This is a genomic window from Luteolibacter arcticus, from assembly GCF_025950235.1.
GTDB classification, from domain to species: Bacteria; Verrucomicrobiota; Verrucomicrobiia; order Verrucomicrobiales; family Akkermansiaceae; genus Haloferula; species Haloferula arctica.
The window spans coordinates 589202-615571 of sequence record NZ_JAPDDT010000003.1 but is presented as its reverse complement, the minus strand read 5'-3'; the positions used below and the strand labels follow the sequence as shown (position 1 = coordinate 615571).

Below are 26370 nucleotides of genomic sequence, written 5' to 3'. Positions count from 1 at the left end.
CCGTGTCGACAGAATGTCGACACTCCTTATGGCACGACCGGCAAGGCCAGCTTGGCGACCGTGCCGCCGTCCTCACGGTCTGCGATGGAGATGGAGCCGCCGTGGAGTTCGGCGGCTTCCTTGACCAAGGTGAGGCCCAGGCCTGTGCCCTTGCGACCGGAGGAGTGATGCTTGAGCGAGTAGAAGCGCTCGAAGATCTTTTCCCGCGCGTAGTCGGGGACGCCCGGGCCGCGATCGGATATGGTGATGCCGCCGTCCGGCTGAAGTACGATATCCACCGTAGCTCCGGCGGGGGAGAAATCGATGGCGTTCTCCAGCAGGTTCGTGACCGCGGAGCGCAGGATGAAGGCATCGCCGCGGACATTCACCGGAAGCTCCGGGAGAGAAACGTCCAAGGTGACCCGAGCCATGCTGGCCGGTGGCTTGGCTTGGTCGATGGCGCGGGCGACGATGGGAACGAGATCGACGGTCTCGGTTTCCTCGAGGCTGCTGCGGCCTTCGAGGGCGGAAAGCTCTAACAGGCGATTGAGCAGGCGCTCGGCCCGGCCGGATTCGGCGCGGATGTTTTCGAGGAAGCGGCGGCGGTCGGCTTCCGGCATCTCTTCGTCGAGCAGTTCCGCCGCACCGCGGATCGCTGCGAGCGGGCTCTTCATCTCGTGGGTCAGGGTCTGGACGTAGCGCTCGGCGTAGCGGCGGCCTTCGAGTGCTTCACGCATCGATTCCAGGGCGCGGGCCAGGGTATTGACTTCCTTGCCCGCCCCGAGCTTCGGCAGCGGCGGGCGTTTTCCCGACTCGATCTCGCGGGCATACTCGGTGAGCAGGCCGACCGGCCGGTACTGCCAGATGAAGACGGCGGTGACGAGGAAGAGGATGCCGGCACCGATGAGCCCGGTGCCCCAGTAGATGCCGCGGCGGCGGGCATCGACGATCGGCAGCACGTCGGCCTGTGGCTTGTAAACGGTGAGCACACCGAAGGGGCTTTCGATGGGCCCGATCAGGGCACCCACATGGAGCACCGAGGAAAAGGGGTTGTTCTCATCCGTCCTGCTACTGCGGGCACCGTACTTGCCACCCAGGGTGAGGGCGACGTCCCGCATGTGGCCAAGGCGGCTGCCCTCCAGCCGGCCGCCGGAATCGAATAGGCAGACGCCCCGGGCGTCGGTCACGTAGGCTCCGAGGCGGATATGGTCCTTGAGGTGGCCATGGATGAGCGCCTCGAATTTCCGCCGCGTGGCCCCGTGGAAGGCTTCCTCGAAGCGTTCCTTGTCGAAGTCGCCGGCCTTCAGGTCGGCCTCGACGAAGGCAGCGAGGAGCTGGGCGGCATCGACCATCGATTCCTCGGTGGCCTGATAGGTCTGCGGCTCCACCACGGAAAGCTGCTGGCGCATCAGCAGGTAGAGACCCGTGCCGATGATCAGCGCGATGAAGAACAGGGTGACGCGGGTGAGGCGCATGGGAGGGAGACAGAAGACTTCAAGACAGAAGACGCAAGACTGGAAAAAGGCAGGTGCTCATCGCGGGCTCCAGTCTTCTGTCTGTCGTCTTGAAGTCTTCTGTCTTCAGGGGACAAACAAATAGCCCAGCCCGCGACGGGTCTGGATCAGGTCTTCGGCACCGGCTTTCGCGGTGCGAAGTTTAGCGCGGATCGACTTGATGTGGGCGTCGATGGTGCGGTCGGTGACGGCACCGGGATCGGCCCAGGCGTGGTCGAGGAGCTGGTCGCGGCTGAGCACGCGGCGCGGGTTTTTCATGAAGACGAGCAGCAGCTTGTACTCGTGGGCGGTGAGATCGAGTTCGCTGCCGTGGCAATGGATACGCATCGCGGCCGGGTCGTGGTGGAGCACGCCGGTCGGCACTTCAGGGAGCTTCGCTGAAGCAGGAGCGGTGCTGCCGTTTTGCGAGCGCCGCAGGATGGCGCGGATGCGGGCGACGATCTCGCGCGGGCTGAAGGGCTTGGTGACGTAGTCGTCGCCGCCGAGTTCGAGGCCGAGAATCCGGTCCACCTCGCCGTCGCGGGCGGTGAGGAAAAGCACCGGGACGGTCGAGCTCTCGCGGAGTTTCTTGCAGACGTCTAGGCCGGTCATGTCCGGCAGCCCGATGTCGAGGATGGCGAAATCGAAGGGCTTGGCCGCGAAGGCATCGAGCGCTTCCTGGCCGGTCAGCGCGTGATGGACCTCGAAGCACTCGGTCTTGAGCGCATAGACCAAGGTGTCGGCGATGGCGGGTTCGTCTTCGACGAGCAGGACGTTCATGGGTTTGAAGAAAGAGCGCCGGATTCGCCCGGAGCGTGGCCCGACTGTGAAGAACCGGTGAAATCGTGGCCAGCCGGGAAATCTAACCGGGCAGGGGGGCGGGCATCCTCAGATCAAGCGCGTGACGTCGCTGGTGTCCTTCAGATCCACGCCGCTGAAACCGAGCCGCCGGGATTCGTGCAGCAGCCAGGAGATGCGGTGGGCGGCGGCGGCGGGGGGCAGTCCCTCCGGCCGGATGTTCGAGACGCAGTTGCGCTTCGCATCGGTATTGCCCGGCCGGGGGGCGTGAACGAGATAGGCACCGAGGCTGTCCGGCGAACCGAGGCCGGGCCGTTCGCCGAGGAGGATCAGGGCGGCACGCGCTCCGAGCGTGCTACCGATTTCATCCTGTAGGGCGACGCGGGCGAAAGGAGCGATCACCAGCGGAGCGAGCGACCAGTTCTCTAACAGCGGAAGCAGGGCTCCGAGCAGCAGTGGTCCCTGGCGATGGGCCGCGGTCGCTGAGAGTCCATCGGCCAAAATTAACACGAGATCGTAGTCGCCTTTGGCCGCGATGAGACGTTCGCGGCCATCCGGTGAAAGCCGCCGTCCGAGATCGGGCCGCTGGAGGTAGGTGGCGCGGTCACTGGCTTGCGAGGGTGCGAGGATGAGCGGGTGACCGAGCGATTCCAATTCCGCGGCGAGCGAGGCCGGGTCAAAGGGCGCATGGACGGCGTCGCGGGCCTTCGCGTGGTCGAGGCGGAAGCCAAGCAACTCGCGGTGCGGCAAGGACCCGCCAGTGCGGCCGGTTCCAACACGGGCGCTGGTCCATTGCTTCAGCGGATGGGCTTCGTCATTCATGGCGCGAGAAGTCCCAGGGCGGCAGGAGCATCGGCAAGGGCGCGGGAGTCTTTTCCAAGGCGTCCGCCGCGATCGGCGATGCCGGTCTTCTCCAGCCATGCTTCGAATTCAGGAGCCGGCTTTTTCCCAAGAACCTGCCGCAGGTAGTGGGCATCGTGAAACGAAGTCGATTGATAGCCGAGCATGATGTCGTCCGCGCCGGGCACGCCCATGATGTAATTGCAGCCGGCCACGCCTAACAGGGTGAGCAGGTTGTCCATGTCATCCTGATCCGCCTCGGCATGATTCGTGTAGCAGACATCGCAGCCCATCGGCAGGCCGAGCAGCTTGCCGCAGAAGTGGTCCTCCAAGCCGGCGCGGGTGATCTGCTTGCCATCGAAGAGATACTCGGGGCCGATGAAGCCGACCACCGTATTCACCAGCAGTGGCGAGAACTCGCGAGCCACGGCGTAGGCGCGGGCTTCCATGGTCTGCTGGTCGATGCCATGGTGAGCGTCCGCCGAAAGCGCGCTGCCTTGGCCGGTCTCGAAATACATGACGTTCTCGCCGAGGGTGCCGCGATTCAGTGAAAGCGCGGCGTCGCGCGCCTCCCGCAGCATGGCGAGGTCGATGCCGAAGCTGGCATTCGCCGCCTGCGAGCCGGCGATGGATTGGAAGACGAGATCGACGGGTGCCCCCGCCTCGATCGCGCGGAGCTGGGTGGTCACGTGGGCGAGCACGCAGGATTGGGTGGGGATCTCATAGCGGGAAATGAGGCTGTCCATCAGCTCCAGCAGCGCGCAAGTGGTGGAGGCTTGGTCGGTGGCGGGATTGATGCCGATGACCGCATCGCCACAGCCTAACAGCAGGCCATCGAGCATGGACGCGGCAATGCCGCGGAGGTCGTCGGTAGGGTGATTCGGCTGGAGTCGCACGGACAGCCGCCCGCGCTGGCCGAGGGTATTGCGAAAGCGGGTGATGACCTCGCACTTTGACGCGACGAGGATCAGGTCCTGATTCGCCATGATCTTGCTGACCGCCGCGACCATCTCCGGCGTAAGGCCGGGTGCGAGCGCGGTGAGCGTTTCCGTGTCCGTTTCGTAAGCGAGCAGCCAGTCGCGGAACTCACCCACCGTGAGTCCAGCGACCGGGGCGAAGGCGGCGGCATCGTGGCGGTCGTGGATCAGGCGGGTGACTTCGTCGTCCTCATAGGGGATGAGCGGGTCATTGAGAAAATGCGAGAGCGGCAGATCGGTGAGGAGATACTGCGCGGCCACGCGCTCCTCCGCAGACTCCGCGGCAAGGCCAGCCAGCACGTCACCCGAACGCAGCGGAGTGGCCTTCGCCAGCAAGATGCGGAGATCGGCGAAGCAGTGGGTGCGGCCGGCGATGGTGGTGCTCCACGGCATGCGGGAGCGTTAGCATGTCACGCGCCGGAAGGGGAGCGAGTTTGGCAAGCCGCCAATCAACATTGCGAGCGGTGAGGGCACAGCACTTCGTTCCGCGATGTCCCCCCTCACGGAAGGGTGCAGTTGAGGCGAAGAAAGGCCCGCGGGCCGGTCGCCGAGATGCGAGCACGTGCAAGGCCATCGGCGCCGGGCACGGGGGGCGTGGTAAACGGGATAAACGGGTCGAGTGAATTAGCGGCCGAGGCTGGCCGCAGGGTAAAGCGTGTGGTGGTGGTCAGCCGCAGCGGATAAGATAGCTCAAGTTCCCTGCCGCTCGTCCCGCTGACCAAGCGGCTCGCCACCTTCCATCCGTCGCTGAGAGTGGGATTTAGGCCGAGCCCGAACTCGACTCCGGTGGGAATGCCATCGCCATCCGAGTCATCGATGTCCGTGGCACCGGGAAGGGCATGATTGGAGATCCAGGTGGCGTAGTTCATGTCGATCGCGGCGGCCGACTTGCCGAGCAGTCCGCCGAGAATTTCAGTCGCGGTGAGCGGCGCGATGCCGGTGGCGTAACGTCGGTTGAAGGCGTCGACGATGGTATTCGCGATGACTGCCTGTGCGTTGGTATTGGGATGGAAGTTCGCGCTGACCGGGCCATTGAGCCAGACGTAGTTCAGGTCGCCGGTCGTCGATCCTGAATTGGTGAATTGCAGACCGTGAATGCAGAGCGGTGCCGGATTCAGAAGCGGCAAGGTGGGTGTGAAAATATCGGCGTAAGCGAGTTCGCGCTCTTCGGCCAGCGTCGCAAGCCGTGAATTGAGATCGGCCAGCACCGAGGTGACGAGGGCCGTTTTCACCGGGTCCGTGGGATAGGTAAGCTGTACGTCAGGCGTGATGCCGACGTGCGGGACATTCACCACCACGATCTGGATGGAGGGATTCAGGTCGAGGACCCAATCGAGGATGAACGCCGAGTCGGCGATGAAGTCATCCACAAAGGCGCCGGGAGAACCGCCACCGTAGATGGTCCCGTAGATCGCGTTGATGTCATTGCCGCCGATGAAGAACGTGAGCCGCTCGGCGGTCGTGGCGATCTGCGTTTCGAGGTCGGCGACGTTGAAGTCAGCATCTTCGTTGAAGTCGGAGAAGTTCAGCGCTGTGTTCAGGCTGGCGAAGTCGGGATCCTCGGCGAGAAGCTCGGTCACGGTGGCATCCCCGCTTACGAAGCGCCGGAGTTGATCCACCTTGAGCCCGGGAATGGCCCAGTTGTTTTTCTGGCGGAAGTAGAGTTGGACGAAGCCGAACGGACTAAGACTGAATACTGAAATGCTGTCCCGAGCACCGAGGTCGAAGGAGTTCTGGCGGTAGGAGCTGGAGCTGAGTATCTCGATCCAATTTCGGACTCCGGAGCCAAAGCCGTCGCCGTAGGAGGTGCCATTGATCGTTTTGTTGAAGGCAAACGATGCCTCGTAGGCGAAGGTAAGCGAGTCGCCGAGCACGATGATCTGCTCGGCAGCAGGCAGGGGAGCCCGGCCGAGCAGGAATGTCGCGGCGAGGAATGCGGAGAAGGCCTTCATCGCAGAAGCCATAGCGACCTGCCAACGCGAAGTCGATCCGGGAGACCGGCTTCGGATGACCGGTGCGACGTTGAAAAAAGATCAGCCTTCGTCTTCGCTCTTGGGCGGCATCTTCAACTTGGACGGATGCGAGGGCGTGAGCTTGAGCTTCGTGAGCCCGGGGAGATCCGGTGAGGCAGTTCTCGCTGGAGCCTTTCCACCGCCCGGCAAGCTCGGAGGCGGGACCGGCATATTCCCGCCGACGGTCGGTGCGGCCAAGGGCGGCAGCTCGGGCTTGCGCGGGGCCGCAGCGGGGGCAGAAGCAGGCGCGGTGGAGGTCGAGGGCAGGTCAGGCCTGCGCGGAGCTCCGGCGGGTGCGGCTGGCATGTCGGGTCTGCGCGGACCGGCGGCGGGCGCAGCGGCCGGCATGTCGGGCTTGCGCGGCCCTGCTGGGGGGGCTGTGGGCGTCGATGGCAGATCGGGCTGAGGCGTTGTGGGAGTCGCGGACGGCTTGGGCACAGCGGAAGCCTTCTCCGGGACTTTGGCGGCCTTCTTCGCGGCGGGGCGTGCCCGCTTTTTCGCTGGCTCGGGTTCGCTGGGCGCGCCGAGGTCGGGATCGAAAAGACGGTCCTTCGGGTTGACGCGATCCATCGGGATGGTCACCGCGGGCGGCGGGCTGGGCTGGGCACGCTTGGCGGGCGTCTGCTCGTAGAGTTCGTTCGACAGCTCCTCGCCGAGGGCCGGCTCCAGGCTCGCCACGCGGATCGGCGTGGTGTGGCGGCTGATCGAGGCCGTGAGCTTCATCGACTCTTCCAGGCTGCGTCTCATCCACGGCAGCTCGCCGAGTCTCGGCCTGCGGTTCTTGAAGTTGCCCCACAGGGTTTCCTCGTCATCGGTCCACAACATGAAGTGCTCGAGGTCCGCGTTGCCAAGCTCGGGGTCGGCTTCCATGGCAGCTCCGTAGAACCGCGCCGCCTGTAGCACCATGCCGTGGTGGAGCAGGGCATTGGCGAGCCCGAGATTTTGGACGGCTTTGCCTTGGTTGAGCTCGAGCAAAGCGGTGAGCAGGCGGATCGCCTTCCGCGGGGCGGCCTTGGCGAGCACGCGTGCGGCGAAGGCCAATTCGAGGTCGATGTTAGGGATCTCATCGGTCGCCCACACGAGGTTGGCGGCATCGGTGAAGCGCTCCTGATCGTAGAGCAGGTGGGCCAGTCGCTTGCGGGTGTCCCAGTCGGCAGGGTTCTCTTTCAAGGCCTCCTTCAGGTCTTTCTCGTTGGCGGTTGTGGGATTCATACTCACGGAGTTTTTTTGGAATAACAGTCACCCATCGACCCGGTCCGCCGCCCCGGCAAGTTCGAATGTGTCATGCCTGACACTGACCCGAAGCCCGCCGGGGACTCTGGATCAGGGGCTTCCTACGTGAAAACCGTCGTTTCAATGGGTGCGTGTGCCCGCCACGGTGCCGTTGGGGCGGAAGCATTTTGCAGCGAGGACAGGGGGCGCGAGCGTCGATCTTTCTGTCGATCCTTCGCGTTTGAAAGTCGCTGGAAGAGAACGATTTTCGAAAAATCCGATTCGATATTCCCTCGCTGGAGCGTCGATCCTGGTGTCGATCACGTGAAGCTCCACGCGTCCATATCGAAGACCACGGTCACGTCTTCCGGGAGGGGGGTCTTTTGGAGCACTTGCTGGACGTGGCGGGTCAGCACCCGGGCCTTGGGGCTGCGGAGCATGAGCTGGAAGCGGAATTGGCCGTGGGTCTTCACCAGCGGGCTTGGCAGCGGCTCGCCGATGACGATCTCCGGTGGCGTGTCCTCGGTGAGACGGCGGTGGAGCGTCTGCAGCGTGAATTCGGCGCGGCGCTCGTGGGTCGAGCGGCTTGTTAGAACGGCGCAGTGGGCGAAGGGCGGGAAGCCGAATTGGCGGCGGAACTCGAGTTCCTGTTCAGCGAAGCCATCGAAGTCGTGATGGCGGGCGAACTGGATCGACGGTGAGTGCGGCGTGAAGGTCTGCACGATGACCTCGCCTTCAAGTTCGCCGCGTCCCGCGCGGCCGGCGACCTGGGTGAGGAGTTGGAAGACGCGCTCGCCGGCGCGGAAGTCGGGGACGTGGAGGCCGATGTCGGCATTGAGGATGCCGACCAGCGTGACGTTCGGGAAATGCAGTCCCTTGGCGATCATCTGGGTGCCGATGAGCACGTCGATCTTGCGGGCTTGGAAGGCATTGAGCAAGTCGCGCAGCGCGTGCTTCTTGCGCATGGCATCGGCATCGATGCGGGCGATCTTCGCGTTCGGCAGCACCTTCGCGAGGATCTCCTCGACCTTCTGCGTGCCGTAGCCTTGCAAGGCGATGGCGGGGTCTCGGCACTCGGGGCACTTGCGGGGCACCACCGCCTGATGGCCGCAGATGTGGCACATCAGGCGCTCGTCATCGCGGTGATAGGTCAGCGACACCGAGCAGTGCGGGCACATGCAGACGTGGCCGCAGGAGGGGCATTGCAGGGAGCGGGCGAAGCCGCGGCGATTGAGGAAGAGGATCGATTGCTCGTTCTTCACCAGGCGTTGCTCAAGAGCGACGCGCAGGCGGTCGGAGAGAATCGCCATGCCGCCTTTTTGCTTCTGCTTCTCCAACCGCATGTCGAGCACGCGGATCAGTGGCAGCGACTGGCCATCCGCGCGCTTGGCGAGGCGGACGAGCTGGTACTTGCCATCGAGCGTGTTTTGAAACGACTCCAGCGAGGGCGTGGCGGAGCCGAGCACGATGGCGCAGCCTTCGAGTGAGGCGCGGAGCACGGCGACATCGCGTCCATGGTAGCGGGGGATCTGGTCCTGCTTGTAGGTGTTCTCGTGCTCTTCATCGACGAGGATGAGCCCCAGGTCTGGCAGCGGTGCGAAGACCGCCGAGCGTGCGCCGATGACGATGCGCGCGATGCCCTTGCGGATGCGGTGCCATTCGTCGAAGCGCTCGCCTTGGGAAAGATTCGAGTGCAGCACCGCGACCTGCTCCTGGATGCCGGCGAAGCGGGCGCGGAAGCGGCGGACGGTCTGCGGTGTTAGAGAGATCTCGGGGACGAGGACGAGGACGGTCTTGCCAAGATCGAGTGTGGCGCGGGCGGCTTGCAGGTAGACCTCGGTCTTGCCCGAGCCGGTGACGCCGTGGAGCAGGATGGGAGACTTGAGCTCTGAGGATGGAGAGTGGAGGGACGCTAGGACGACCTTCAGCGCGGCTTCCTGCTCGTCATTGAGCGGGAGCGGGGAGTCGGGGAGGATTTCCTCAATGCCGTCGGCTTCGGGATCGCGGCGGACCTCCTCATCGATGAGGCGGACGAGTTCCTGCTTGGCGAGGGATTTCACCGATGCAGAGGCCCCGTCGCCGAGGTCGGCGAGGGCCATCTTCTTCTCCGGTGCGTAGGCGAGCAGGGAAAGGATGGCGGCTTGTTTCGGGGCACGCTTCTGGAGCTTGGCGAGGATCTCGGGTGAAGGCTCGCTATCGAGCACGACCGTCTTGCGGACCTTGGCCGAGTTGTCCTCGGTGCGGACGGCCTCCGGCAGCAGCGCGCGGATCACGCTTTCGATACTGCATCCATAGTAGCCGGCGATCCAGCGGCCGGCTTTCAGCAGGTTCGGCGTGATCAGCGGCTCGGGATCGCTGAGCGAATGGAGCGGCCGGAGCGAGAAGCCGAGGTCACCCTGTTGCTCGACCAGATCGAGCACGGTGCCTTGGGAGAGCTTGTTGCGCAGGGGAATGCGGACGCGGCAGCCGGGCTGAACGTTCAGGCCGTCGGGAATGGCGTAGTCGAAGACGAGCTCTGAAGGGCCGTCGATGAGGACGCGGGCGGCGGGCATCGCGGGGACGTTCTATGCCGGAGCGGCGGGCGATGGGAACCGCCAAGACGCGAAGTTCGCCAAGTTTGACGAGGGACGGGCAGGGCCACGGGTGTTTCGGCGAGGTGAGGATTGCTGACTCTGTGGGGATCGTTGGTCTTCAAGGACAGCGGGGGACCAATCGGGCCGGTCTGAAGACCGGCGCTCCCGGGGATTCTTGACCGTCCAAGCCGGATGAATTCGGTGCTCCCGGTGGCAAGGGTGAGACGTCCTAGTGGATATCAGTGCACGAAGATGCTTGAGGGGGAATGGACGGGAGGGTTCATTCGCTATCAGGAGATTCTCGGAAGGATCTTTCTTGCTCTAAGCCGAGGACTTCCTGCCCATGCCATCATCTTCCATCATCCGTTCGCGAGCTGCCGCGATTTTCGTTTCGGGTCTGGTTGCCGGAGGTTTGGGGGGCTGGTTGTTGGGCCGCCCGGCTGATGGGGGGGATGCTGCGGGTGATGCGGCGAAGTCTTCGCGTCAGGGAGGAACGGGACATGAGGGTGTCTCGCAGGATGGTTCCACCGGTGGGCCGAGGGCGCGTCGCCAGACTCCCAAGGAGTCGAAAGATTTCGCGGAGTCGGTTCGCTCGATCTTTCGCGATAGTGTGGAGCAGCGCCGGTTCACGAGGTTCGACAACATGCTGGAGCGGACCGATGTGGCGGACTATGCCACCATCCTTTCCCTGATCCGGGAAAGTGACCTGCGCGGCTGCGGCAATGCCACCGAGTGGACGCGGCTATGGGCGAGCTGGGGGAGGCGCGATCCGGCGGCGGCGCTGGCGTTTATCCAGAGCCCGGAATTCGAGGACTGGAACTCGGCGGCCAAAGGCGAGGCGAGAAACCAGACGATGCTTCATTGGGCGGAGACCGATCCTGCAGCCGCCCTCCGGCATGTGGAATCAAGCCCTGAGATGGCGACCGGTGACCGGACCCTCATCTATGGAATGGTGAAGGGCTGGGCCAATGTCGATCCCAAGGCTGCGGCCGAGTGGCTGTTCAAGAGCGGGCTCGGAATGCGCGGGGAATACGATGTGGTGGTGGAGGCGATCAGCCGCCAGGGAGGACAGGAGGAGCTGGATGAATGGTTCGCCGGGATTCAGAAGGCCGGAGCACCGGCGAAGGATATCCAAGGCCTTGCCCAGAGGATCTCCGAGGTGAAGCGGGCCTTCGAACCGGATAAGGCGGCAGCGTGGCTGGAGAAGAATTTGGACGAGCCGTGGGCCGCCGAAGGCGGGATCCTGGGAAACACCGCGAAGGCTTTTGCCGAGCGCGATCCGGTCCAGGCCATGGAATGGGCGGGGCGCACGGGCAACGAAAGCGCCACCATCAATGCCATGAACTCATGGTGCCAACGCGATACGGCGGCTGCAGGTGACTGGGTTTTGAACAACCCCGGCAGCCCCGCCTATACCGCGTCTGTCCACACGTTCGTCAATTTCCTGTGGCGACGGGATCAAGAGGCGGCGCGGACGTGGGCGATGCGCATTCCGGATGAGTCGCTGCGGGCCAAGGTGCTGGAGACCATCCCGGAGGGCTTGACCCCCGGTGGCTAGCGGCACTACGGATCCACGATCGCCCGCACCGCGGGGCGCAGGTGCTGGGGGAAGTTCAGCTTGAAGTGGATGCACCGGTCCCGGGTCGTCCAGAAGCTGGTGATGCCGGGGACCTTCTCGGTTTCGAAGAGCTTCTTCAGGGCGTTCAACTTGAGGTGAGAAGGATGGCCCTTCCGGACATGGACGCGGCCGGCTTGGACTTCATACCACTCGATGGCGATGCGCTCGACGAACTGGGCCATGGCGGGGATTTTCAATGGCACTGGAGGATCGTCCAGACCCGATCGAAGCGTCCTGCCGCAAGGTCGTCGCTGGGGAGCCAGAAATAGAGGGTCCCTGCGTCGCCCCAGCTCCAGTCGAGGTCGTCATTCGAGTCGAGCTGGATCAGCAGGGTCCAGCGGGTATCCTCAGGCAAGCCATGGGCCGCGGCGGCAACCTCCAGATCGTGGTCCATGTCTCCTTGAATGAGGATCGGAGGCGACATCACCCGCAGACCACGAGGTTCAGACTCCAGCATCGTTTCATGGAGCGCGGTGAGTCGCGATTTCTCGTCGCCAGGGGACTCGCGGACCAGGGCGTAGAAGTCGGATTCCTGGGCGTCGCTCAGGGCCAGTGCCGTTGCGCGGCGGAAGGCGACCGGCTGGCGTAGCGGGGAGGGGCCGGTTTCCCCGGGTGCCTTCGCAGGCAGGGCACTTGCCGGATCGGGAGTGTAGAGAATCACGGATGAGCCCAAGTCTTCGGGCTCGCCACCCCAAGGCTGTTCGTGGCTGTCGTAGAAGATCGCGAGGAGCCCAGCCGCGGGAAGTGCGCCTGCGGGAGCGGCGATCTCCGCGAGATTGAGCATGGCCAGGAACTGCATCGGTTTGCCGTTTCGCTCCGGCCAAGGAGTTCCGGGTGGCAGAAACGGCGAACCTCCGAGAGCAGAAGCGGTCGGCGGCAGGCTCTCGAGGCTGCGGAAAGGAGTCGCCTCGATCACTTCGACCACTTCGCGGCGGAATTCCGCCTGCATCGCGGCGGGCAAGGCGGCGAGGAAGGCTTCACGGTTCGAAAGTTGATCGGCGGGTGCTGGCGGCGGCGGACCGGTCCGTTTTGCAGGCGGGTCCAGCTTGCTCAGCCAGCTCGCGTTCTTCGTGTTGACCGCCTTGATGGCACGGGTTCCGACGATGCCGAAGACCAGACTGTTCGCGGAGGTGAACAGGCAGCCGAGAGCGAAGAAGCCCATGGTCGGGACCCGGAGCAATGGATTCGTATTCGTCAGCAGATAGAGCAGTCCCGCGAAGACCAGCAGTCCGACCCACCCGCTAATGGAAATGGCCTTCGTCTTCATCTTCGAGAGCCAGAAGGCATTCGCTCCGCCGGTGGCCGCGCCGACGACGATCGCGATGATCACCCACGGCATGGGTGGCGATTTCGTGATCGTGAGGAAGATGCCGAGGGCTCCCCAAAAGGCGGCGGACTTCCACCAGCCATCGAGCCCTTCGTAGTGGATCGTCGCCATGGAGACCGGTTACGTGGAAACGAGGACGTTTCTCAATTGCTGATGCAACTCTCCCGGGATCTGGCGGGAGAAATGGAATCGTTTGGCACCATCAGCATGGATGGTGCCGGAAGCGACGTCCGCCTCGGCGAGGATTCCCTGGATCTCCCGGGCGGCGGTGCCGGGCAGCCGCCCTTTCGCCAAGCTGACCTTTCCCTCGCGAATCACGAGGACGAGGGGGGAAGTCAGCTTGAGGAACCAGAGCATGTTAGAAATGCCGCATCACCTTCTCGACCGCCGCTTCCGCCGTCAGGCCGTGCAGCTTCATGAGAATGTCCGGCTTGCCATGCTCGACGAATTCGTCCGGCCAGCCGATGCGCTCGACCGGGGTGGTGACGCCGGCATCGTGAAGAAGTTCGATCACGCCGCAGCCGAAGCCATTGTGCAGCACGTGGTCCTCGAAGGTGCAGACCACCTTGCACTGGCGGGCGAAGCGCTCGAAGACGGCACCATCAAGCGGCTTGATGAAGCGGGGATTGATGAGCGCGACCGAGAGCCCCTTGGCTTCCAGCAGCGCCTTGGTTTCCTTCGCCATCTCAAAGAGGGTGCCGAGGCCGATCAAGGCGACATCGGTGCCTTCGGCCTCGACGATCGCCTTGCCGAGTTCGATCGGCGCGACCGGCGCGTCGAGCGAGGTGCCATTGATCGGGCCGCGCGGGTAGCGGATGGCGGACGGGCCAGCCTCGTAGTTGGCCATCCACTTCAGCATCGCGACGAACTCCGGCTCACTGGCCGGCTGCATGTGGACGATACCGGGAACCGGGCGCAGGTAGCCGATGTCGAACAGGCCATGGTGCGTCGGGCCGTCGTCGCCGGAGAGACCGCCGCGGTCCATGCACAGGCGCACGGGCAGGTGCTGCAACGCCATGTCATGAATGATCATGTCATAGGCGCGCTGCATGAAGGTCGAATAGATCGCGAGGAAGGGCTTGATGCCCTTGGTCGCCATGCCGCAGGCGAAAAGCGCGGCGTGTTCCTCGGCGATGCCGACGTCGTAGTAACGCTGCGGCAGCTCCTTCTTGAAGATTTCCAGCTTGGTGCCGCCGGGCATGGCGGCGGTGATGGCCACGATCTGTTCGTCGGCCTTCGCCATGTCAGTCACGGTGCGGCCGAAGATATCCGAGCAGGTCGGCGTGGCGGACAGGTCGGTCGAGCCGTCCTCGATCTTGTAGGCACCGAGGCCGTGGAACTTGCCCGGGTTGTCGAGCGCGGGCTGATAGCCGCGGCCCTTCTCGGTGATGATGTGGAGCACCACCGGTTCGTTGAGCGTCTTGAGGTGCTCGAAGGTGCGGACCAGCAGCGGCAGGTCATGGCCGTCGATGGGGCCGAAGTAGCGCAGGCCGAACTTTTCGAAGAGGACATTCGGGAAAAGCAGGTTCTTGGCACCTTCCTCGACCTTGTGGGCGAGCTTGCGCACGGCCTTGCCGGCGATCCGTTCGACAAAATCCGCCGCGGAATTGCGCACGCTCGCGTAGGTCGCGTGGGTCTGCAGCGCATTGAAGTAGCGCGCGATGGCTCCGACGTTCTTGTCGATCGACCACTCGTTGTCGTTCAGCACGACGATGAACTTCTTGGTCGTCTCGGCGATATTGTTGAGCGCCTCCAGCGTCGGGCCGCAGGTGAAGGCGGCATCACCGGCGACGGCGACGACGTGGCTGTCTTCCTTCGCCAGGTCACGGGCGGCGGCCATGCCGAGGGCGGCGGAGAGAGCGGTGCCAGCGTGACCCGCGCCGTAGGAGTCATGATCCGACTCGCTGCGCAGCAGGAAGCCATTCAGCCCCTTGTAGGTGCGGATGGTGTGGATGTCCGGGGCGCGGCCAGTGAGCATCTTGTGGACGTAGCCCTGGTGGGCCACGTCGAAGACGAAGTTGTCCTTCGGCGTGGAGAAGACCCGGTGCAGCGCGATGGTCAGCTCGACGACGCCCAAGTTCGGCCCGAGGTGGCCGCCAGTGCGGGAAAGCGAGGTGATGAGCGAGTGGCGGACCTCCGCGGCCAGCTTCACAAGATCGGCCTCCGCGATCGTCTTGACGTCTTCGGGAGTGCGGATGGCGGAGAGGAGCGGCCCGAGGGCGGGGGGCTCAGAAGAGGCGGATGTCGTCATCGTCGTCGTGTTCGGCCGGCGCGCCGGGCAATTCATCGTCTTCCGCGGTGGCCGTCTCCGGATCAGCCGCTTCGGCGCGGGCGCTGATGGTCTGGAGGCGCTTCCGCGCGGAGGCGAGGACCGTTTCGCATCGGGCCAGCAATTTCGAGCCCTTTTCGTAGCGAGCGACCAATTCTTCCAGCGGGAGCTGTTCCTCCTCCATGACGGCAACGATCTCCTCGAGTTCCGCCAAGGCGGATTCGAAGGTCGGGTTGTCGCCGTTTTGACCGTCGGCGGATTTCCTGCGGGCGGGCATCAGGCTAGGGATTGGGAGCTTCGGCACGACGCTCGCCGTAGTAAAGGATCTCGGTGCCGGCCAGCGGCTCCGGGTAGGGGTAGCGGCGGTAAATGTCGGCGAGCTTGGGATCTTTGTCGAAGATCGAGAGTCCGACGCGGTTGACCCCCGGCGCGGTGATATCGAGCGTGAGGCCGTTGAATACCAGCGAGGCGAATTCACCGTACTGCTCGCGCACGACCGGTGCCGGCTCGAATGCGGTCGAGCTCGGGGTCACCAGGATGCCTGCGAAGGGCGTGCCAAGGGCATTCGCACGGTCCTCCAATTGCTCGAAGCCGCGCTTGGTTTTCGGCAGCCACAGGCTGATTTCATCCGCATACCAAGCCACCGCCCAAGGCTGGTCGGAGACCACCACGCGAGTCGTTTCGGCCTCGCGCTCGCTCGGTGCGAGCAGCTTGGGGATCTTGTCATTGAGCACGGACGGCAGATAGGGCGGCCACTGCGGGTAGCCGCGATCACGAACCGCCATGCCGATTTTAATCTTGTCCGGTGCGGACAGGATCATCGGGGCGGCGGACAGGGCCACCACCGCGAAATAGTGGGCATTGCGCAGGAAGGGAACCGCAGTGATCGCCTCGAGGCGGCTCCACAGGATCGAGATGAATGCCAGACCGTAGGCCGACATCACCGGCGCGAACAAAATGTGGATCTGGTTGGGATGAAGCTGGCGCGCGCGATCAATCCCGAAGACCGCCATCCCCAGTGCGCCGAAGAGCCACATCAGCACGATGCCCCAACGGAAATTTGCGATCGAGGCCCGCTTGAACGGGTGCAGCAGCGCCACGAAGAACAGCGGCGCGACCAGAATGCCGCCCAGGAAGGGCAGCAGGTCAGAGGTCTGCACCAGCGTGGTGCCGAGGATCCGGACGAGCAATCCGTCCAGCGACAGCGGCGCGCTTTGCAGGTCGTGGTTGCGCATGATCGACGACTCGGTGCCGCTTCCCAGGCCGTTGTAGAGCACGTAGAAACCTGTGCCGAACGGCTGGCCGGAGAAATCGCTCGCTCGCATCATCGGCCATGCCACGGCGATCGCCAGCAACGCGAAGGCCGACAGCGCCACCACCCCGCGCGGACGGAAGGAGAAGGCCGCATAGATCAGGAAGCCGAGGAAAATCCAAGCGGTGATCCAGTGGGCCAGTACCATCAGCACAAAGAACGCCGAGGCCGCCAGAGCATGACCGAAGGGCATCTTTCCTTCCTCCGATGCCTCGACCGCGCGGTAGGTGAAATACAGCCCGCAACTGAAGAGCAGCAGCAACAGCATCTGCGGAAGGCCGCTTTGGGAAAACTTCCACATCAGGTCGCAGAGCAGCATCAGCACCGCGGTGACCCCCGAGATCTTCGCGTCGAATATCCTCCCCACCAGCAGGTAGGTGACGCCGATCGACATCAGGAAGAATAGCGTCGAAACCAGTGCGATCACCCGGTCCAGCGGATAGATCAGCTCGTTCTTGCCCATCGGCCAGGCGCCTTCCTTGTCAGCACCGACCAACTTGAGCACCGCGCTCATGATGAGGGGATTGAGCGGCGCGTGGTAGGTGTCCTTGAAGTCGGTGAAATTCACCGCGCCTTCGTTCGCCTTCTCCGCCTCGTAGTGGGCCAGCGGGCGGATCATCTTCGTGGTGAAGCCCTGGCCGCGTGCGATCTGGCGGGCGATCTGCGCCTGCTCCATCGCCTGCGGTGAGTCCAGCCCCCGGAACAGCGGAAGAAGATGCAGCAGGGTGAAGCTGACGAGCACCAGAAAGAACAAGATGCGGCGGATCATCACCGCGGTCTCGAACTGGGAAGAGGGAAGGCTGCTCATGGGGAATTCGTTCGCGCCGTCGACGGGCAAGTCAGTCCTCTTCTTCCTTCAGCTTGCGCTGCAGGGTCCGGCGACTGATGCCGAGTAGCTCGGCGGCCCGCGTCCGGTTGCCTCCGGCTTGCGCCAAAGCCGCGCGGATGGCGCTGGTTTCGAGCGCATGCAAGTTGAATTCCCCCCCCCCGGCAAGGGGGATTTTCCCCCCTTCCAGACTCGTCACCGGGCTCGCGGCAACGGGCGACAGCATCGGGAACACCGGCATTTCCCCCAGCACCGAGGCCGGCAGGTGGTGCAGGTCGATCACCGGTTCGTTGCTCATCACCACGCCGTGCTCGATCGCGGTCCGCAGTTCGCGCACATTGCCCGGCCATGGGTACGAGCGCAGCACCCGCAGGGCGGCATCGGTCAAAGGCTTCACCGGCCGGCCATTTTCATCGGCGAATTCCTTCAAGAACGAGCCGGCCAGCAGCACGATGTCCTCCGCCCGGGCCCGCAATGGCGGCATTTCGACGCGCACCACATTCAGACGGAAATACAGGTCCTCGCGGAAATCGCCCTTCGCCACCAGGGCGGCCAGGTTCTTGTTGGTGGCTGCCACCAAGCGGACGTCGACCTTTACGGTCGTGTTCGAGCCGACCCGTTCGATCGTCCGTTCGGACAGGGCGCGCAGCAGCTTCACTTGGATCGAGGCGTCGATTTCGCCGATTTCGTCGAGGAAGAGCGTCCCGCCGTCGGCCTGCTCGAAGCGCCCGATCCGCCGCTGCACCGCGCCGGTGAAGGCACCCTTTTCATGGCCGAATAGTTCGCTCTCAAGGATCTGCGGGGCAAGCGCCGCGCAATGAACGATCACCAGTTTCTCGGCCGGCCGGCCGCTCAGGCGGTGTATGGCGTGGGCCACGACCTCCTTGCCGGTGCCGCTCTCGCCTTCGATCAGCACGGTGGCGCGGGTCGGTGCGACCTGCCGGACGACGTCGATGACCCGCTGGATCGCTGGGGATTTGCCCGCCAGCTTTTCGAGGCCGGTATTGTCGGAGACCTGTGCGCGGAGCTGTTTGTTCTCCGACTCCAGCTTGCGGCTGCGCAGCGCGCGCTTCAGCAGCATCTCCACCTCGTCGAGATTCAGTGGCTTGGTGACGAAGTGCCAAGCCCCGCGGCGCATCGCCTCGACCGCGGTGTCCACCGAGCCGTAGGCGGTCATCATGATCGCCACGGGAGGCTGCGGTAGCGCCATCGCCTGGTCGAGCAGGTCCATCCCCGAGTCGCCACCCATCCGCAGGTCGGTCAGCAGCAGGTCGATCGGCTCGGCCTTCAGGACGTTCATGGCCTCGGCGACGTTCGACGCTGTGAAGACCTCGAACTCCTCTTCCAAGGCGGAACGCAGGCCATCGCGGGTGGCCTTTTCGTCGTCGGCAATGAGCAGGGTGGGGGTATCCATTGAAGATTGATGATTTCCGATTGGAGATTGGTTTGATGGCCGACAATCGCCTCAGTCGATGTCGATGATGCTCACTGGCGGCTCCAGCAGCCGCACCGGCTTCGGTCCGCGCGGCAGGTGGATGAGGATGTGGGTGCCGGCGCCGGGTTCGCTCTGGATTTCGATCTCGCCGCCATGCTCTCGCACCACGCGGCGGACGATCAGCAGCCCCAGTCCGGTGCCCGATTGCTTGGTCGTGCGATAAGGCTCGAATAGCGAGCCCATCTGCTCCGACGGGATGCCGCTGCCATTGTCCTCGATGGAAAGTGTCGCCTCGAAGTCGTTCGCGTGGGCCTCGATCCGGATCACGCCGTCCTTGCCGGCCAGTGCCTGATAAGCGTTGCGGAGCAGATTGTAGAAGACCTGTTGGAACTGCCCGGCATCCAGCTCCATGGCGGGGAACTCCTCGTCCATGTCCAACTCCACCGTGATGTGGCGGGACTCCAGTTCCGGCTCTAGCAGCTTCACCGCGTCGCGCAGCACGTGGGTCAGGTCGCAGCGTTCGCGGTGCGGGGTTGTCGGGCGGATCGCCTGCAGGAATTGCCGCAGGATTGTATCGAGCCGCTGGATCTCGCGACGTGCGGTGTCGAGATTCTCTTCGAGCGGCTGGCGGTCGCCGGGCGGCAGCTTCTTCAGCTTCCGCGCCATCAATTGCAGGTGGATGTCCAGCGAGTTGAGCGGGTTGCCGATCTCATGCGCCACCCCGGCGGCGAGCAGCGTGAGGGCATTCAGCCGTTCCGTCTCTAGCGTCATTTCCGCCTCCTGCCGGGTCGTGGTCAGGTCGCGCACCAGCATCACCCAGCCGACCGTCGCCGAGCCCTCGCCCGATTGGATCGGCGAGAGGTAGAAATTCAGGAAGCGGTTCTCCGGATAAAAGATCTCCAAGTCCCGTGACACCGCGGTGCCCGGCTTGGCCAATGACTTCCACTCCAGCCCCGGGATGCAGGCGGTGACCGTCATGCCCGGCGCTGCCTCGGCATCGATCCCGAAAAACCGGCATGCCGCGCCATTGATGAAACTGATCTCGCCATCCTCATCGAGCACGATCACGCCCTCGTGGAGCGCTTCGAAGACCTGCTCCAGGAAGCCCTTTTCCCGCACCAGCCGGTCCAAAAGCTGCCGGGCCTCGGCCGGGTCGATCCGGTCGATGCGCGCGAGTAGTTTGTCGAGGAATCCGGGCTTCAAGGGTCGGTCGGGAGGCTTCGCCGCCAAGCTGCCAAGGTCACCGGGTCGGTAAACTTGGCGTCCTTTGCGTCTTGGCGGTTCAATTTGCGCCGGACCGCGGTTAGGAAGTGCGCATGGAACCTGTCGTCGTCCTCTGCACCTTCCCCGATCTCGATCAGGCGCGACAGATTGGCGCGGCATTGGTGGAAAGGCAAGTGGCGGCCTGCGTCAACCTGCTGCCGGGGGTGGAATCGATCTACCGGTGGGAGGGAACGGTTGAGCGGGCGTGTGAGGTGCTGGCGCTGATCAAGACGGCCCGCTACGCCGACCTTGAAGCAGCGATCCGTGAGTTGCACCCGTATGAAGTGCCGGAGATTTTGGCGCTGCCGGTGTCGGCGGGGTTGCCCGCTTACTTGAAGTGGCTCGCCGAACCGTGATCTGCTCACGGCCATGTGGCAGGATGACTACCTTCTTGAGATCCGGAAGATCGATCGGGATCAATCCCCTCACGGCCTGTATGGTCTTCGTGAGGTGTTGAGTCCCGGGAAGTGGTTGTGGAGCCAAACGAAAGTGCTCGGAGGTGAAATCCCGGAGACGAATGTCGCCGGTCGACTGGGCTGGGGACGACAACCTCCTGTTGGCGAATCCATCAGTTTCACCGCGCCGCTATCGGCTGAGGTGATTTTGGAGGTCGAGTCCCATGCTTCAACCAAGGTGCGCCATTTTGGGAATTCCTATCTGCTGGACAAGGTCCATGGAAAGAAGGTCGAGGAGGGATCTGAAATCTTGGAATCTGCCGTTCCAAAGCTCGCGAAATCCGCGAGGATTTACGGGGGGACAGTCACCCATTGTCTCTTGTTCATCGCTCATGTTCCATCGCCCGAGCGATTTGATCGGTTGCTTGGAAAGACCAATAGCGAAGCGTTTCTCGATCGCTACAGTCTCACGCTGCATTCGCTGATGTGGAAAGATATCTACGATCGTGACTTCCACACGGGGCTGTTCTTGTGGAGCGCCCTTTCAGGAGGACAGTAGAGTCACAGCCCCTCCAACCCCAGCAGCTTGATGATCTCCTCCGGCACGCCGGGATATGGACCGGCGATGGGGGTGTTGCCGACGTAGCCGAGGCTCTTCCAGGTGGCGGGGTGGGTGTAGTAGCCGCCGAGGGTGAGTGTGCGGAGCTTCTGGAAGAACCGCACCCCGGAGGCGAGTTCGGGCGGGGCCTTGGTGGCGTCGCAGATGCTGTCGAGGATGGCGGTTTGTTGGGTAGCGGTGGCTTCGGTGAAGGCCTTGCCGTGGAGCTTCCAGGCCTGGGTATTGATCCAAGCCACGCCGCCGCGGATGATCTCGTAGTCCACGCGGTTTTCGGTGTAGGGCGCGCCGACCCATTCGTTGAGGAAGTCGTGCACGCCGATGGAGGAGGCGGCGGGCGAGGTTTCGTCGGCAGGCAGGATGAGATCGACCAGGACGGCCAGCGTCGCGAGTTCGGACTTCTCGAGCGGCTTGTCCCACGGGATCGAGGGATGGGCGTAGTCGGGATCGCTGAGGGTGTTCTTGAAATGCCGGGTCAGTGGTTTCGGCGGTTCGGCACCGGCGGGGGCGAGCGCACCTGCGGCGCTGGCGGCAGCGACCAGCTTGAAGATGTCCCGGCGGGAAAGTGGGGATGGGTTCATGGCGTGCGGGTGCTTGCTTGTTAGATGGTGCCCTTCTTCATCTCATCGAGCAGGAACTCGGAGGATCGCCAGGCGAGGGCGAGCACGGTGAGGGTGAGGTTCTTGTCCGGGTTCGACGGCAAGATGGAGGCGTCCATCAGGAACAGGTTCTTCACGTCCCAGGTCTGGCCGAAAGAATTGACGACAGAGGCCTTCGGGTCGCTGCCCATGATCGCGGTGCCGGCTTCGTGGATGATCTCGCCGGGTTTGTTGAGTGCTTCGCGGCCGGGGCGCGGCGTCGCCTTGCCGCCCATCGAGTTGATGATGTCGGCGAAGGTGTTCTGCATGTGGGTCGCCTGGTTGACCTCGTGGTCCGACCACTTCCAGTGGAAGCGCAGGACCGGGATGCCCCATTGGTCCACGCGGTTCGGGTCGATCTCGCAGTAGCAGTGTTCGTTGGGGATCATCTCGCCGCGGCCGGCGAAGCCCATGACCGCGCCGAAGTAGCGGCGTGCCTCGTCCTTGAGCTTCTTGCCATAGACGCCGGGAGCGGTGGTATCGAGCAGGCCGAGTGAACCCATCGATGGCATGTGGCGGCCGCCGCCGATCTCGATGTGATAGCCGCGGGCAAAGTCGAGGGACTCCTGCGTCTTGTAGTTCCACCACGGTGTGTAGACGTGGCCGCCACCGGCACCATCCTCGTTGTAAGGCGGCAGGCTTTCCATCGCGGGAATGTGGCCGGCGAGCGATGAACCCACGCTGTCTGTCAGGTTCTTGCCGACCTGGCCGCTGCTGTTGGCGAGGCCGTTCGGGAAGAGCGTGCTCTTCGAATTGAGGAGGATGCGCGCGGTCTCGCAGGTGCTGGCGCTGAGGATCACTACGCGGGCCTTTGCGATCGAGTCGATGCGCGTGACCTTATCCATGTAATGCACGCCGGTTGCCTTGCCCGAGGCGTCTGTTAGGACCTCGCGGACCATTGCGTCGGTGATGATGTCGAGATTGCCGCTGGCGAGTGCCGGCGGCAGTAGGACGGTGGTGCTCTGGAAATTCGCGCGGATCGAGCAGCCGCGGCCGCACTCGGTGGCCCAGAAACAAGCGGCCCGCGCCGACATGTCGTCGCCTACCAGTTTTTGTGCGAGCGGGTTGTTAGGAAACAGCTTCGCGGCGAGCTTCGGGCCGTTCATGGGCTCGCTCAAGACGGCCCGGTGAATCGGAATGACCGGGATGTTCAGCCCCCGGCAATGCTTCTTGGCCAGCAGCTCGCCAACCCTCGCCTTGGGCGCAGGCTGGAGCACACCGGGAGATGAATCGGGCGTGTTTTCCATGCCCTCGTTCGAGCCATGCACGCCGACCATCATCTCGGTCTTGTCGTAATAAGGTGCGAGGTCGTCGTAGGAGATCGGCCAGTCGTATCCGAGGCCGTCGCGGGACTTGGGCTTGAAGTCGTAGGGTCCAAAGCGCAGCGAAATGCGGCCCCAGTGATTGGTCCGGCCGCCCAGCATGCGTGGCCGCCACCACCAGAATTCCTCCTGTGTGCCTTCCTTGTCGCCATACGGCTCGCCCGGCACCTGCCAGCCGCCGCCGACCGTGGCGTCGTAGTGGCCGAAGAAACGGTCCGCCGTGCCCTTCCCGCGCAGCGGGGCCTGGTCCGGCGTGTTGAACATCGGCGTCTCCTTCACCGGATCATAGTTCCGCCCGGCCTCCAGCATCAGCACCTTCACGCCGTGGAGGCTGAGAAGCATGCCCATCATCCCGCCGCCCGCGCCGGAGCCGACAATGATGACATCATATTCGCGCGTCGATTTCCGGTCGGTCAGGATGGCCATGGGTTCACTCGCACCCTAGGCCCCCGGCCGGCGGATGGGAATGGGGAAATCGATTTCCTGCGTCCCCACTTTCGGGGACGCCTGCGGTGGTGCCGCGCTCAAGGCAGCACCTCGTGCGAGATCAACCAGGCATGCCACAGGGAGAGCATGTCGCTATTGATGGCGGGGACATTCTGGATGCTGTGGGCATCGCCGGCGCTGAAGCCGGTGGTATCGTAGATCATCCGGTTGTTAGGGATGCCGCGTGCGCTCAGTTGAGTTTGCAAGAGAAGCGAAGTGGAGGAGGCAACCACGTTGTCGGTGCTTCCGTGAAACAGGATGGTGGGTGCCGTGATTCCGGCGGCCTCGGCGACGGTTGGAATGGATGCTTCAAGCGGGTCTTCGGTCACGCCACCGGCACTGAAGCCGAGCGCACGAAGACGCTTTCCCAGGACGGAGGCCACGCCGATCGAATTGAACGAACCGCGGCTATGGCCCCACATCGCGAGGCGGTTCAGGTCGACATCGCTGCGCGTCGAAAGCACGGCGATGCATGCAAGATTGCGGGCGAGGTTTTCCGGGGAATAGCCGAAGGTCTCCAAGTCCACGACCGCGCCCTGGGTATGGGTCAGGTCGGGGCCGATGCAGAACAAGCCCCATGGGCTCATTTCCTGCGCCCGCCGGTCGGTGAAGCCATTCGGCTGGGTGGTGCCGCCGGTGCCGTGATTGATCACCAGCGCTGGCAAGCGTCCGGCAAGCGCGGGCATTCTGAAAAGCCCGGTCACGGTGCGTTCGCTATCGACGTAAGTGAAGCGGGTGGCGGTAAAGGAAACCTCGAACACACCCCAATCCCGGATGCGGTAGAAGCGCTTGCTTGTGACTGAAGGATGGGTGCCGGTCAGCGTTCCATCGTCGGTCCACGACATGGTGGTGGTGGTGGCTTTCGTGGAACTCCCGAGCAAGGTCCAGTCGCTCAGGTTTTCGCTGAATTCCACCTGAAACCAACCACCGATGGTGGCGGGCCATTCCAGCGTCACTGTGTAGTCGGGATTGCGCGTCGCCGTGACGGTGGAAGCGCTTGATGCTGCCAAGGTGAGGGTGAACTCCCGGGCCGCCGTCGCGCCGCTGGCGTCGGTGGCTTGGACGGTGAAGGTATGAATGCCGGTCTGTGTCGAGTGGCCGGCGAGCGTGCCGTTGCTGGCAAGCTCGATTCCATCGGGCAAAGCCCCGCCGGTGACGGTCCACGTGTAGGGCTCCGAGCCGCCGGTGGCGGTGAGCACCAGATTCAATGAGGCTCCGCTGATGCCGTTGAAGGTCGTGCCACCCTCGCCATTGCTCAGGGTGAACGGCGGCGGACCGGGTAGTGCATTGAGGAAGTCGTGCCAGCGCTGGAATTCCGCCGCATGGGGTGCGAAGTCCACGTCGCCCTGGTAGTGCTCGTAGTAGCGGCACTGGAAGGTGTTGAACCCGTAGTCCATGCCATCCTCAGGGGTTCCGTTGAGGTTGTTGTCCACGTGGGATGCACTGAATGGCCTCGCCCATGAGCCGAGCACCTGATAGCCGACAAAGGTGTGGTTTTGCGAAAGGTGCAGGGGTGCCGCGTAGGTGGTGTTCGGCAAGCCGCTCCACGGATCGGCCTCGGCCGCGGGCCGGTTGGCGGCGAGGTTCTCCATCCAGAATCCGACCCTCGGCCGGACTACGCCGTCGTGCTGCTGGAGGATCAGACCGCGCAGGATTTCCCAAGCGGCCGGGCTGCTGGTCGCGTCGGTGTAGGCCCAGAAGCCGATCTGTACCGGGACGTCCGGGAAGTTCGCGGTGATGTTCGCGAGATGAGCGAGGATGCCGTCTTGGAAAACCGTTCGGGTGTACCCCGGCAGATTGCGGATCCGGATTTCGTCGAGCTCGCGGATGCCACCCTTGAGCCCGGGAATGCCAACATTGATCACTGCCAGCCGCGGGTGATCCCTGAATGGCACGCCATCCACCACATGGTTTCCCAGCGCGACCAGCATCAGCCGGTAACGCTCGCGTGCGACGGCATCCCACGGCAGCGGGCGCGTCACGGCGGGCGTGCCAGCGGTGTGGGTCGTGACGCCGGGCAGGCTATTGAGCCAAGGAGGTAGCGCTCCGGTGTTGAGGATAAACGACAGTTTCTGTCCGGCGGGGAGCTTTGCGAGGATGTTGTCGATAATGGTGAAGTCGAAGACCCCGTCGGCCGGCTCCAGCGTGGACCACTCGGTGCGGAGGACGTAGCCGTCGATGAAGGGCAGATTGCGGAGGTTGGCGTCACGCATCGGCACGCCGCCGATCTGGGTTCCCGCGGTGCTGTCGAGCAGGTAGATGCCCCGCGGCTGTCTGATGAAGCTATTAGCCGAGGCAGGATCGATCACGCCAAAGACGAACTCGCCCTGTGCCGACGCACCGAGCGGATCCGTCACGCGCAGCTTGATCACTGCGGCACCCCTTTGACCGGCGACCGGGCTGACTTGGATCGTGCGGTTCGCTCCGCTGCCGCCGACGGAAAGTGCGGAGTTCGGAACGAGTGTGGTGTTTGAGGAAGTAGCGGTCACGGTCAGCGATCCGGCTGCCGTTTCGCTGTCAGCGATCGTGAAAGGGATGACCGCAGGGGAGTCACCCGGAGTCGCGATCTGGTGCCCGGCAAGTGCGGTGATGGATGGCGGGGTGTTTGGCGCTGTAACCGTAAGAGTGAAGCTACTGCTGGCGGTTAGACTCTCGCCATCAGTGACGGTCAGCGTGACGATGGAGGTTCCCGTTTGCCTGGCTGCGGGCGTCACGATGATCGTGCGCTGGGAGTTCGTTCCGCCCAGAGCCAGGTTCGTGGGTGAGTTGGGCAGCAGCGCCGCATTGCTGGACGCAGCCGCCACGGTGAGCTCGTTGAAGCTCGTTTCCGTATCGCCGACCGCGAAATAGAGCGTGCCGGTGTTCGTGCCCTGAGCGATGACCCGGTCCGCTACATCGCCGATCAGCGGCGCGACGGCGTGGAGGGAGGTCGCAAGAACCAGCCACGCTGCGGCGGAGAGGAGGAGGCATTTCATGCGC

21 protein-coding genes are annotated in these 26370 nt (G+C 64.0%); 3 read left to right on the top strand and 18 right to left on the bottom strand.

Annotation, left to right across the window (positions count from 1 at the left end; genetic code table 11):
* Nucleotides 1-26 precede the first annotated feature (26 nt).
* The 7 genes from creC to priA all read right to left on the bottom strand — a co-directional run bounded on the left by creC (nt 27) and on the right by priA (nt 9863).
* Nucleotides 27-1454, bottom strand: a complete 1428-nt coding sequence (gene creC / locus OKA05_RS10750) for a two-component system sensor histidine kinase CreC (RefSeq protein ID WP_264487138.1) — start codon at nt 1452-1454, stop codon at nt 27-29.
* Nucleotides 1455-1559: 105 nt separating this feature from the next.
* Nucleotides 1560-2252, bottom strand: a complete 693-nt coding sequence (gene creB, locus OKA05_RS10745; RefSeq protein ID WP_264487137.1) for a two-component system response regulator CreB — start codon at nt 2250-2252, stop codon at nt 1560-1562.
* Between the two features lie 108 nt (nt 2253-2360).
* On the bottom strand, nt 2361-3092 hold the full coding sequence (eutC, locus tag OKA05_RS10740) for an ethanolamine ammonia-lyase subunit EutC (RefSeq protein WP_264487136.1): 732 nt from the start codon (nt 3090-3092) through the stop codon (nt 2361-2363).
* A complete protein-coding gene (locus OKA05_RS10735; protein ID WP_264487135.1) occupies nt 3089-4480 on the bottom strand; it encodes an ethanolamine ammonia-lyase subunit EutB in 1392 nt (463 codons plus the stop codon). The genes eutC and OKA05_RS10735 overlap by 4 nt, the downstream gene beginning before the upstream one ends.
* Nucleotides 4481-4587: 107 nt before the next feature.
* On the bottom strand, nt 4588-6039 hold the full coding sequence (locus OKA05_RS10730; RefSeq protein WP_264487134.1) for an SGNH/GDSL hydrolase family protein: 1452 nt from the start codon (nt 6037-6039) through the stop codon (nt 4588-4590).
* 81 nt (nt 6040-6120) lie between these two features.
* Nucleotides 6121-7311, bottom strand: a complete 1191-nt coding sequence (locus OKA05_RS10725) for a tetratricopeptide repeat protein (protein ID WP_264487133.1) — start codon at nt 7309-7311, stop codon at nt 6121-6123.
* Between the two features lie 320 nt (nt 7312-7631).
* A complete protein-coding gene (gene priA / locus OKA05_RS10720; RefSeq protein WP_264487132.1) occupies nt 7632-9863 on the bottom strand; it encodes a replication restart helicase PriA in 2232 nt (743 codons plus the stop codon).
* A 664-nt stretch (nt 9864-10527) separates the two neighbouring features.
* Here priA and OKA05_RS10715 point away from each other — a divergent pair.
* On the top strand, nt 10528-11442 hold the full coding sequence (locus OKA05_RS10715) for a hypothetical protein (RefSeq protein ID WP_264487131.1): 915 nt from the start codon (nt 10528-10530) through the stop codon (nt 11440-11442).
* A gap of 5 nt (nt 11443-11447) precedes the next feature.
* Here OKA05_RS10715 and OKA05_RS10710 read toward each other — a convergent pair whose 3' ends face one another.
* From OKA05_RS10710 to OKA05_RS10675, 8 genes are read right to left on the bottom strand one after another with little or no spacing between them, the layout of a single operon-like run.
* Nucleotides 11448-11684, bottom strand: coding sequence for a hypothetical protein (locus tag OKA05_RS10710; protein WP_264487130.1), 237 nt, complete (start codon nt 11682-11684; stop codon nt 11448-11450).
* Nucleotides 11685-11695: 11 nt separating this feature from the next.
* On the bottom strand, nt 11696-12940 hold the full coding sequence (locus OKA05_RS10705) for a DUF1963 domain-containing protein (protein WP_264487129.1): 1245 nt from the start codon (nt 12938-12940) through the stop codon (nt 11696-11698).
* Nucleotides 12941-12949: 9 nt separating this feature from the next.
* Nucleotides 12950-13186 carry a DUF3634 family protein gene (locus OKA05_RS10700; protein WP_264487128.1) on the bottom strand — a complete coding sequence of 79 codons (237 nt, stop codon included), beginning with the start codon at nt 13184-13186 and terminating at the stop codon, nt 12950-12952.
* Nucleotide 13187: 1 nt separating this feature from the next.
* The gene (gene dxs, locus OKA05_RS10695) at nt 13188-15080 is read right to left on the bottom strand and encodes a 1-deoxy-D-xylulose-5-phosphate synthase (RefSeq protein WP_264487127.1); all 1893 of its coding nucleotides are present in this window, start codon (nt 15078-15080) and stop codon (nt 13188-13190) included.
* Nucleotides 15058-15375, bottom strand: coding sequence for an exodeoxyribonuclease VII small subunit (xseB, locus tag OKA05_RS10690; RefSeq protein WP_264487126.1), 318 nt, complete (start codon nt 15373-15375; stop codon nt 15058-15060). The genes dxs and xseB overlap by 23 nt, the downstream gene beginning before the upstream one ends.
* A gap of 4 nt (nt 15376-15379) precedes the next feature.
* Nucleotides 15380-17218, bottom strand: a complete 1839-nt coding sequence (locus OKA05_RS10685; RefSeq protein WP_264487125.1) for a glycosyltransferase family 39 protein — start codon at nt 17216-17218, stop codon at nt 15380-15382.
* Nucleotides 17219-17249: 31 nt separating this feature from the next.
* Complete coding sequence (locus OKA05_RS10680) at nt 17250-18650, bottom strand: sigma-54-dependent transcriptional regulator (protein ID WP_264487124.1); 1401 nt, start codon at nt 18648-18650, stop codon at nt 17250-17252.
* Between the two features lie 51 nt (nt 18651-18701).
* The gene (locus OKA05_RS10675; protein ID WP_264487123.1) at nt 18702-19874 is read right to left on the bottom strand and encodes a sensor histidine kinase; all 1173 of its coding nucleotides are present in this window, start codon (nt 19872-19874) and stop codon (nt 18702-18704) included.
* Between the two features lie 113 nt (nt 19875-19987).
* Between OKA05_RS10675 and cutA the strand changes: the two genes are divergently transcribed.
* Together cutA and OKA05_RS10665 are read left to right on the top strand one after the other, a co-directional pair.
* Complete coding sequence (gene cutA, locus OKA05_RS10670; protein WP_264487122.1) at nt 19988-20290, top strand: divalent-cation tolerance protein CutA; 303 nt, start codon at nt 19988-19990, stop codon at nt 20288-20290.
* Between the two features lie 13 nt (nt 20291-20303).
* A complete protein-coding gene (locus tag OKA05_RS10665; protein WP_264487121.1) occupies nt 20304-20888 on the top strand; it encodes a hypothetical protein in 585 nt (194 codons plus the stop codon).
* A 2-nt stretch (nt 20889-20890) separates the two neighbouring features.
* On the opposite strand, the gene OKA05_RS10660 is transcribed toward OKA05_RS10665, so the two are convergent.
* From OKA05_RS10660 to OKA05_RS10650, 3 genes are all read right to left on the bottom strand, one after another.
* Nucleotides 20891-21526 carry a gluconate 2-dehydrogenase subunit 3 family protein gene (locus OKA05_RS10660; protein WP_264487120.1) on the bottom strand — a complete coding sequence of 212 codons (636 nt, stop codon included), beginning with the start codon at nt 21524-21526 and terminating at the stop codon, nt 20891-20893.
* A gap of 20 nt (nt 21527-21546) precedes the next feature.
* Nucleotides 21547-23331, bottom strand: a complete 1785-nt coding sequence (locus OKA05_RS10655) for a GMC oxidoreductase (RefSeq protein WP_264487119.1) — start codon at nt 23329-23331, stop codon at nt 21547-21549.
* A gap of 98 nt (nt 23332-23429) precedes the next feature.
* A complete protein-coding gene (locus OKA05_RS10650; RefSeq protein ID WP_264487118.1) occupies nt 23430-26366 on the bottom strand; it encodes a putative Ig domain-containing protein in 2937 nt (978 codons plus the stop codon).
* Nucleotides 26367-26370 lie beyond the last annotated feature (4 nt).

Coding starts and splice junctions, on each gene's coding strand:
- creC (WP_264487138.1), bottom strand. CDS start 1,454: ATGCGCCTCACCCGCGTCACCCTGTTCTTCATCGCGCTGATCATCGGC.
- creB (WP_264487137.1), bottom strand. CDS start 2,252: ATGAACGTCCTGCTCGTCGAAGACGAACCCGCCATCGCCGACACCTTG.
- eutC (WP_264487136.1), bottom strand. CDS start 3,092: ATGAATGACGAAGCCCATCCGCTGAAGCAATGGACCAGCGCCCGTGTT.
- OKA05_RS10735 (WP_264487135.1), bottom strand. CDS start 4,480: ATGCCGTGGAGCACCACCATCGCCGGCCGCACCCACTGCTTCGCCGAT.
- OKA05_RS10730 (WP_264487134.1), bottom strand. CDS start 6,039: ATGAAGGCCTTCTCCGCATTCCTCGCCGCGACATTCCTGCTCGGCCGG.
- OKA05_RS10725 (WP_264487133.1), bottom strand. CDS start 7,311: ATGAATCCCACAACCGCCAACGAGAAAGACCTGAAGGAGGCCTTGAAA.
- priA (WP_264487132.1), bottom strand. CDS start 9,863: ATGCCCGCCGCCCGCGTCCTCATCGACGGCCCTTCAGAGCTCGTCTTC.
- OKA05_RS10715 (WP_264487131.1), top strand. CDS start 10,528: ATGCTGGAGCGGACCGATGTGGCGGACTATGCCACCATCCTTTCCCTG.
- OKA05_RS10710 (WP_264487130.1), bottom strand. CDS start 11,684: ATGGCCCAGTTCGTCGAGCGCATCGCCATCGAGTGGTATGAAGTCCAA.
- OKA05_RS10705 (WP_264487129.1), bottom strand. CDS start 12,940: ATGGCGACGATCCACTACGAAGGGCTCGATGGCTGGTGGAAGTCCGCC.
- OKA05_RS10700 (WP_264487128.1), bottom strand. CDS start 13,186: ATGCTCTGGTTCCTCAAGCTGACTTCCCCCCTCGTCCTCGTGATTCGC.
- dxs (WP_264487127.1), bottom strand. CDS start 15,080: ATGACGACATCCGCCTCTTCTGAGCCCCCCGCCCTCGGGCCGCTCCTC.
- xseB (WP_264487126.1), bottom strand. CDS start 15,375: ATGCCCGCCCGCAGGAAATCCGCCGACGGTCAAAACGGCGACAACCCG.
- OKA05_RS10685 (WP_264487125.1), bottom strand. CDS start 17,218: ATGAGCAGCCTTCCCTCTTCCCAGTTCGAGACCGCGGTGATGATCCGC.
- OKA05_RS10680 (WP_264487124.1), bottom strand. CDS start 18,650: ATGGATACCCCCACCCTGCTCATTGCCGACGACGAAAAGGCCACCCGC.
- cutA (WP_264487122.1), top strand. CDS start 19,988: ATGGAACCTGTCGTCGTCCTCTGCACCTTCCCCGATCTCGATCAGGCG.
- OKA05_RS10665 (WP_264487121.1), top strand. CDS start 20,304: ATGTGGCAGGATGACTACCTTCTTGAGATCCGGAAGATCGATCGGGAT.
- OKA05_RS10660 (WP_264487120.1), bottom strand. CDS start 21,526: ATGAACCCATCCCCACTTTCCCGCCGGGACATCTTCAAGCTGGTCGCT.
- OKA05_RS10655 (WP_264487119.1), bottom strand. CDS start 23,331: ATGGCCATCCTGACCGACCGGAAATCGACGCGCGAATATGATGTCATC.
- OKA05_RS10650 (WP_264487118.1), bottom strand. CDS start 26,366: ATGAAATGCCTCCTCCTCTCCGCCGCAGCGTGGCTGGTTCTTGCGACC.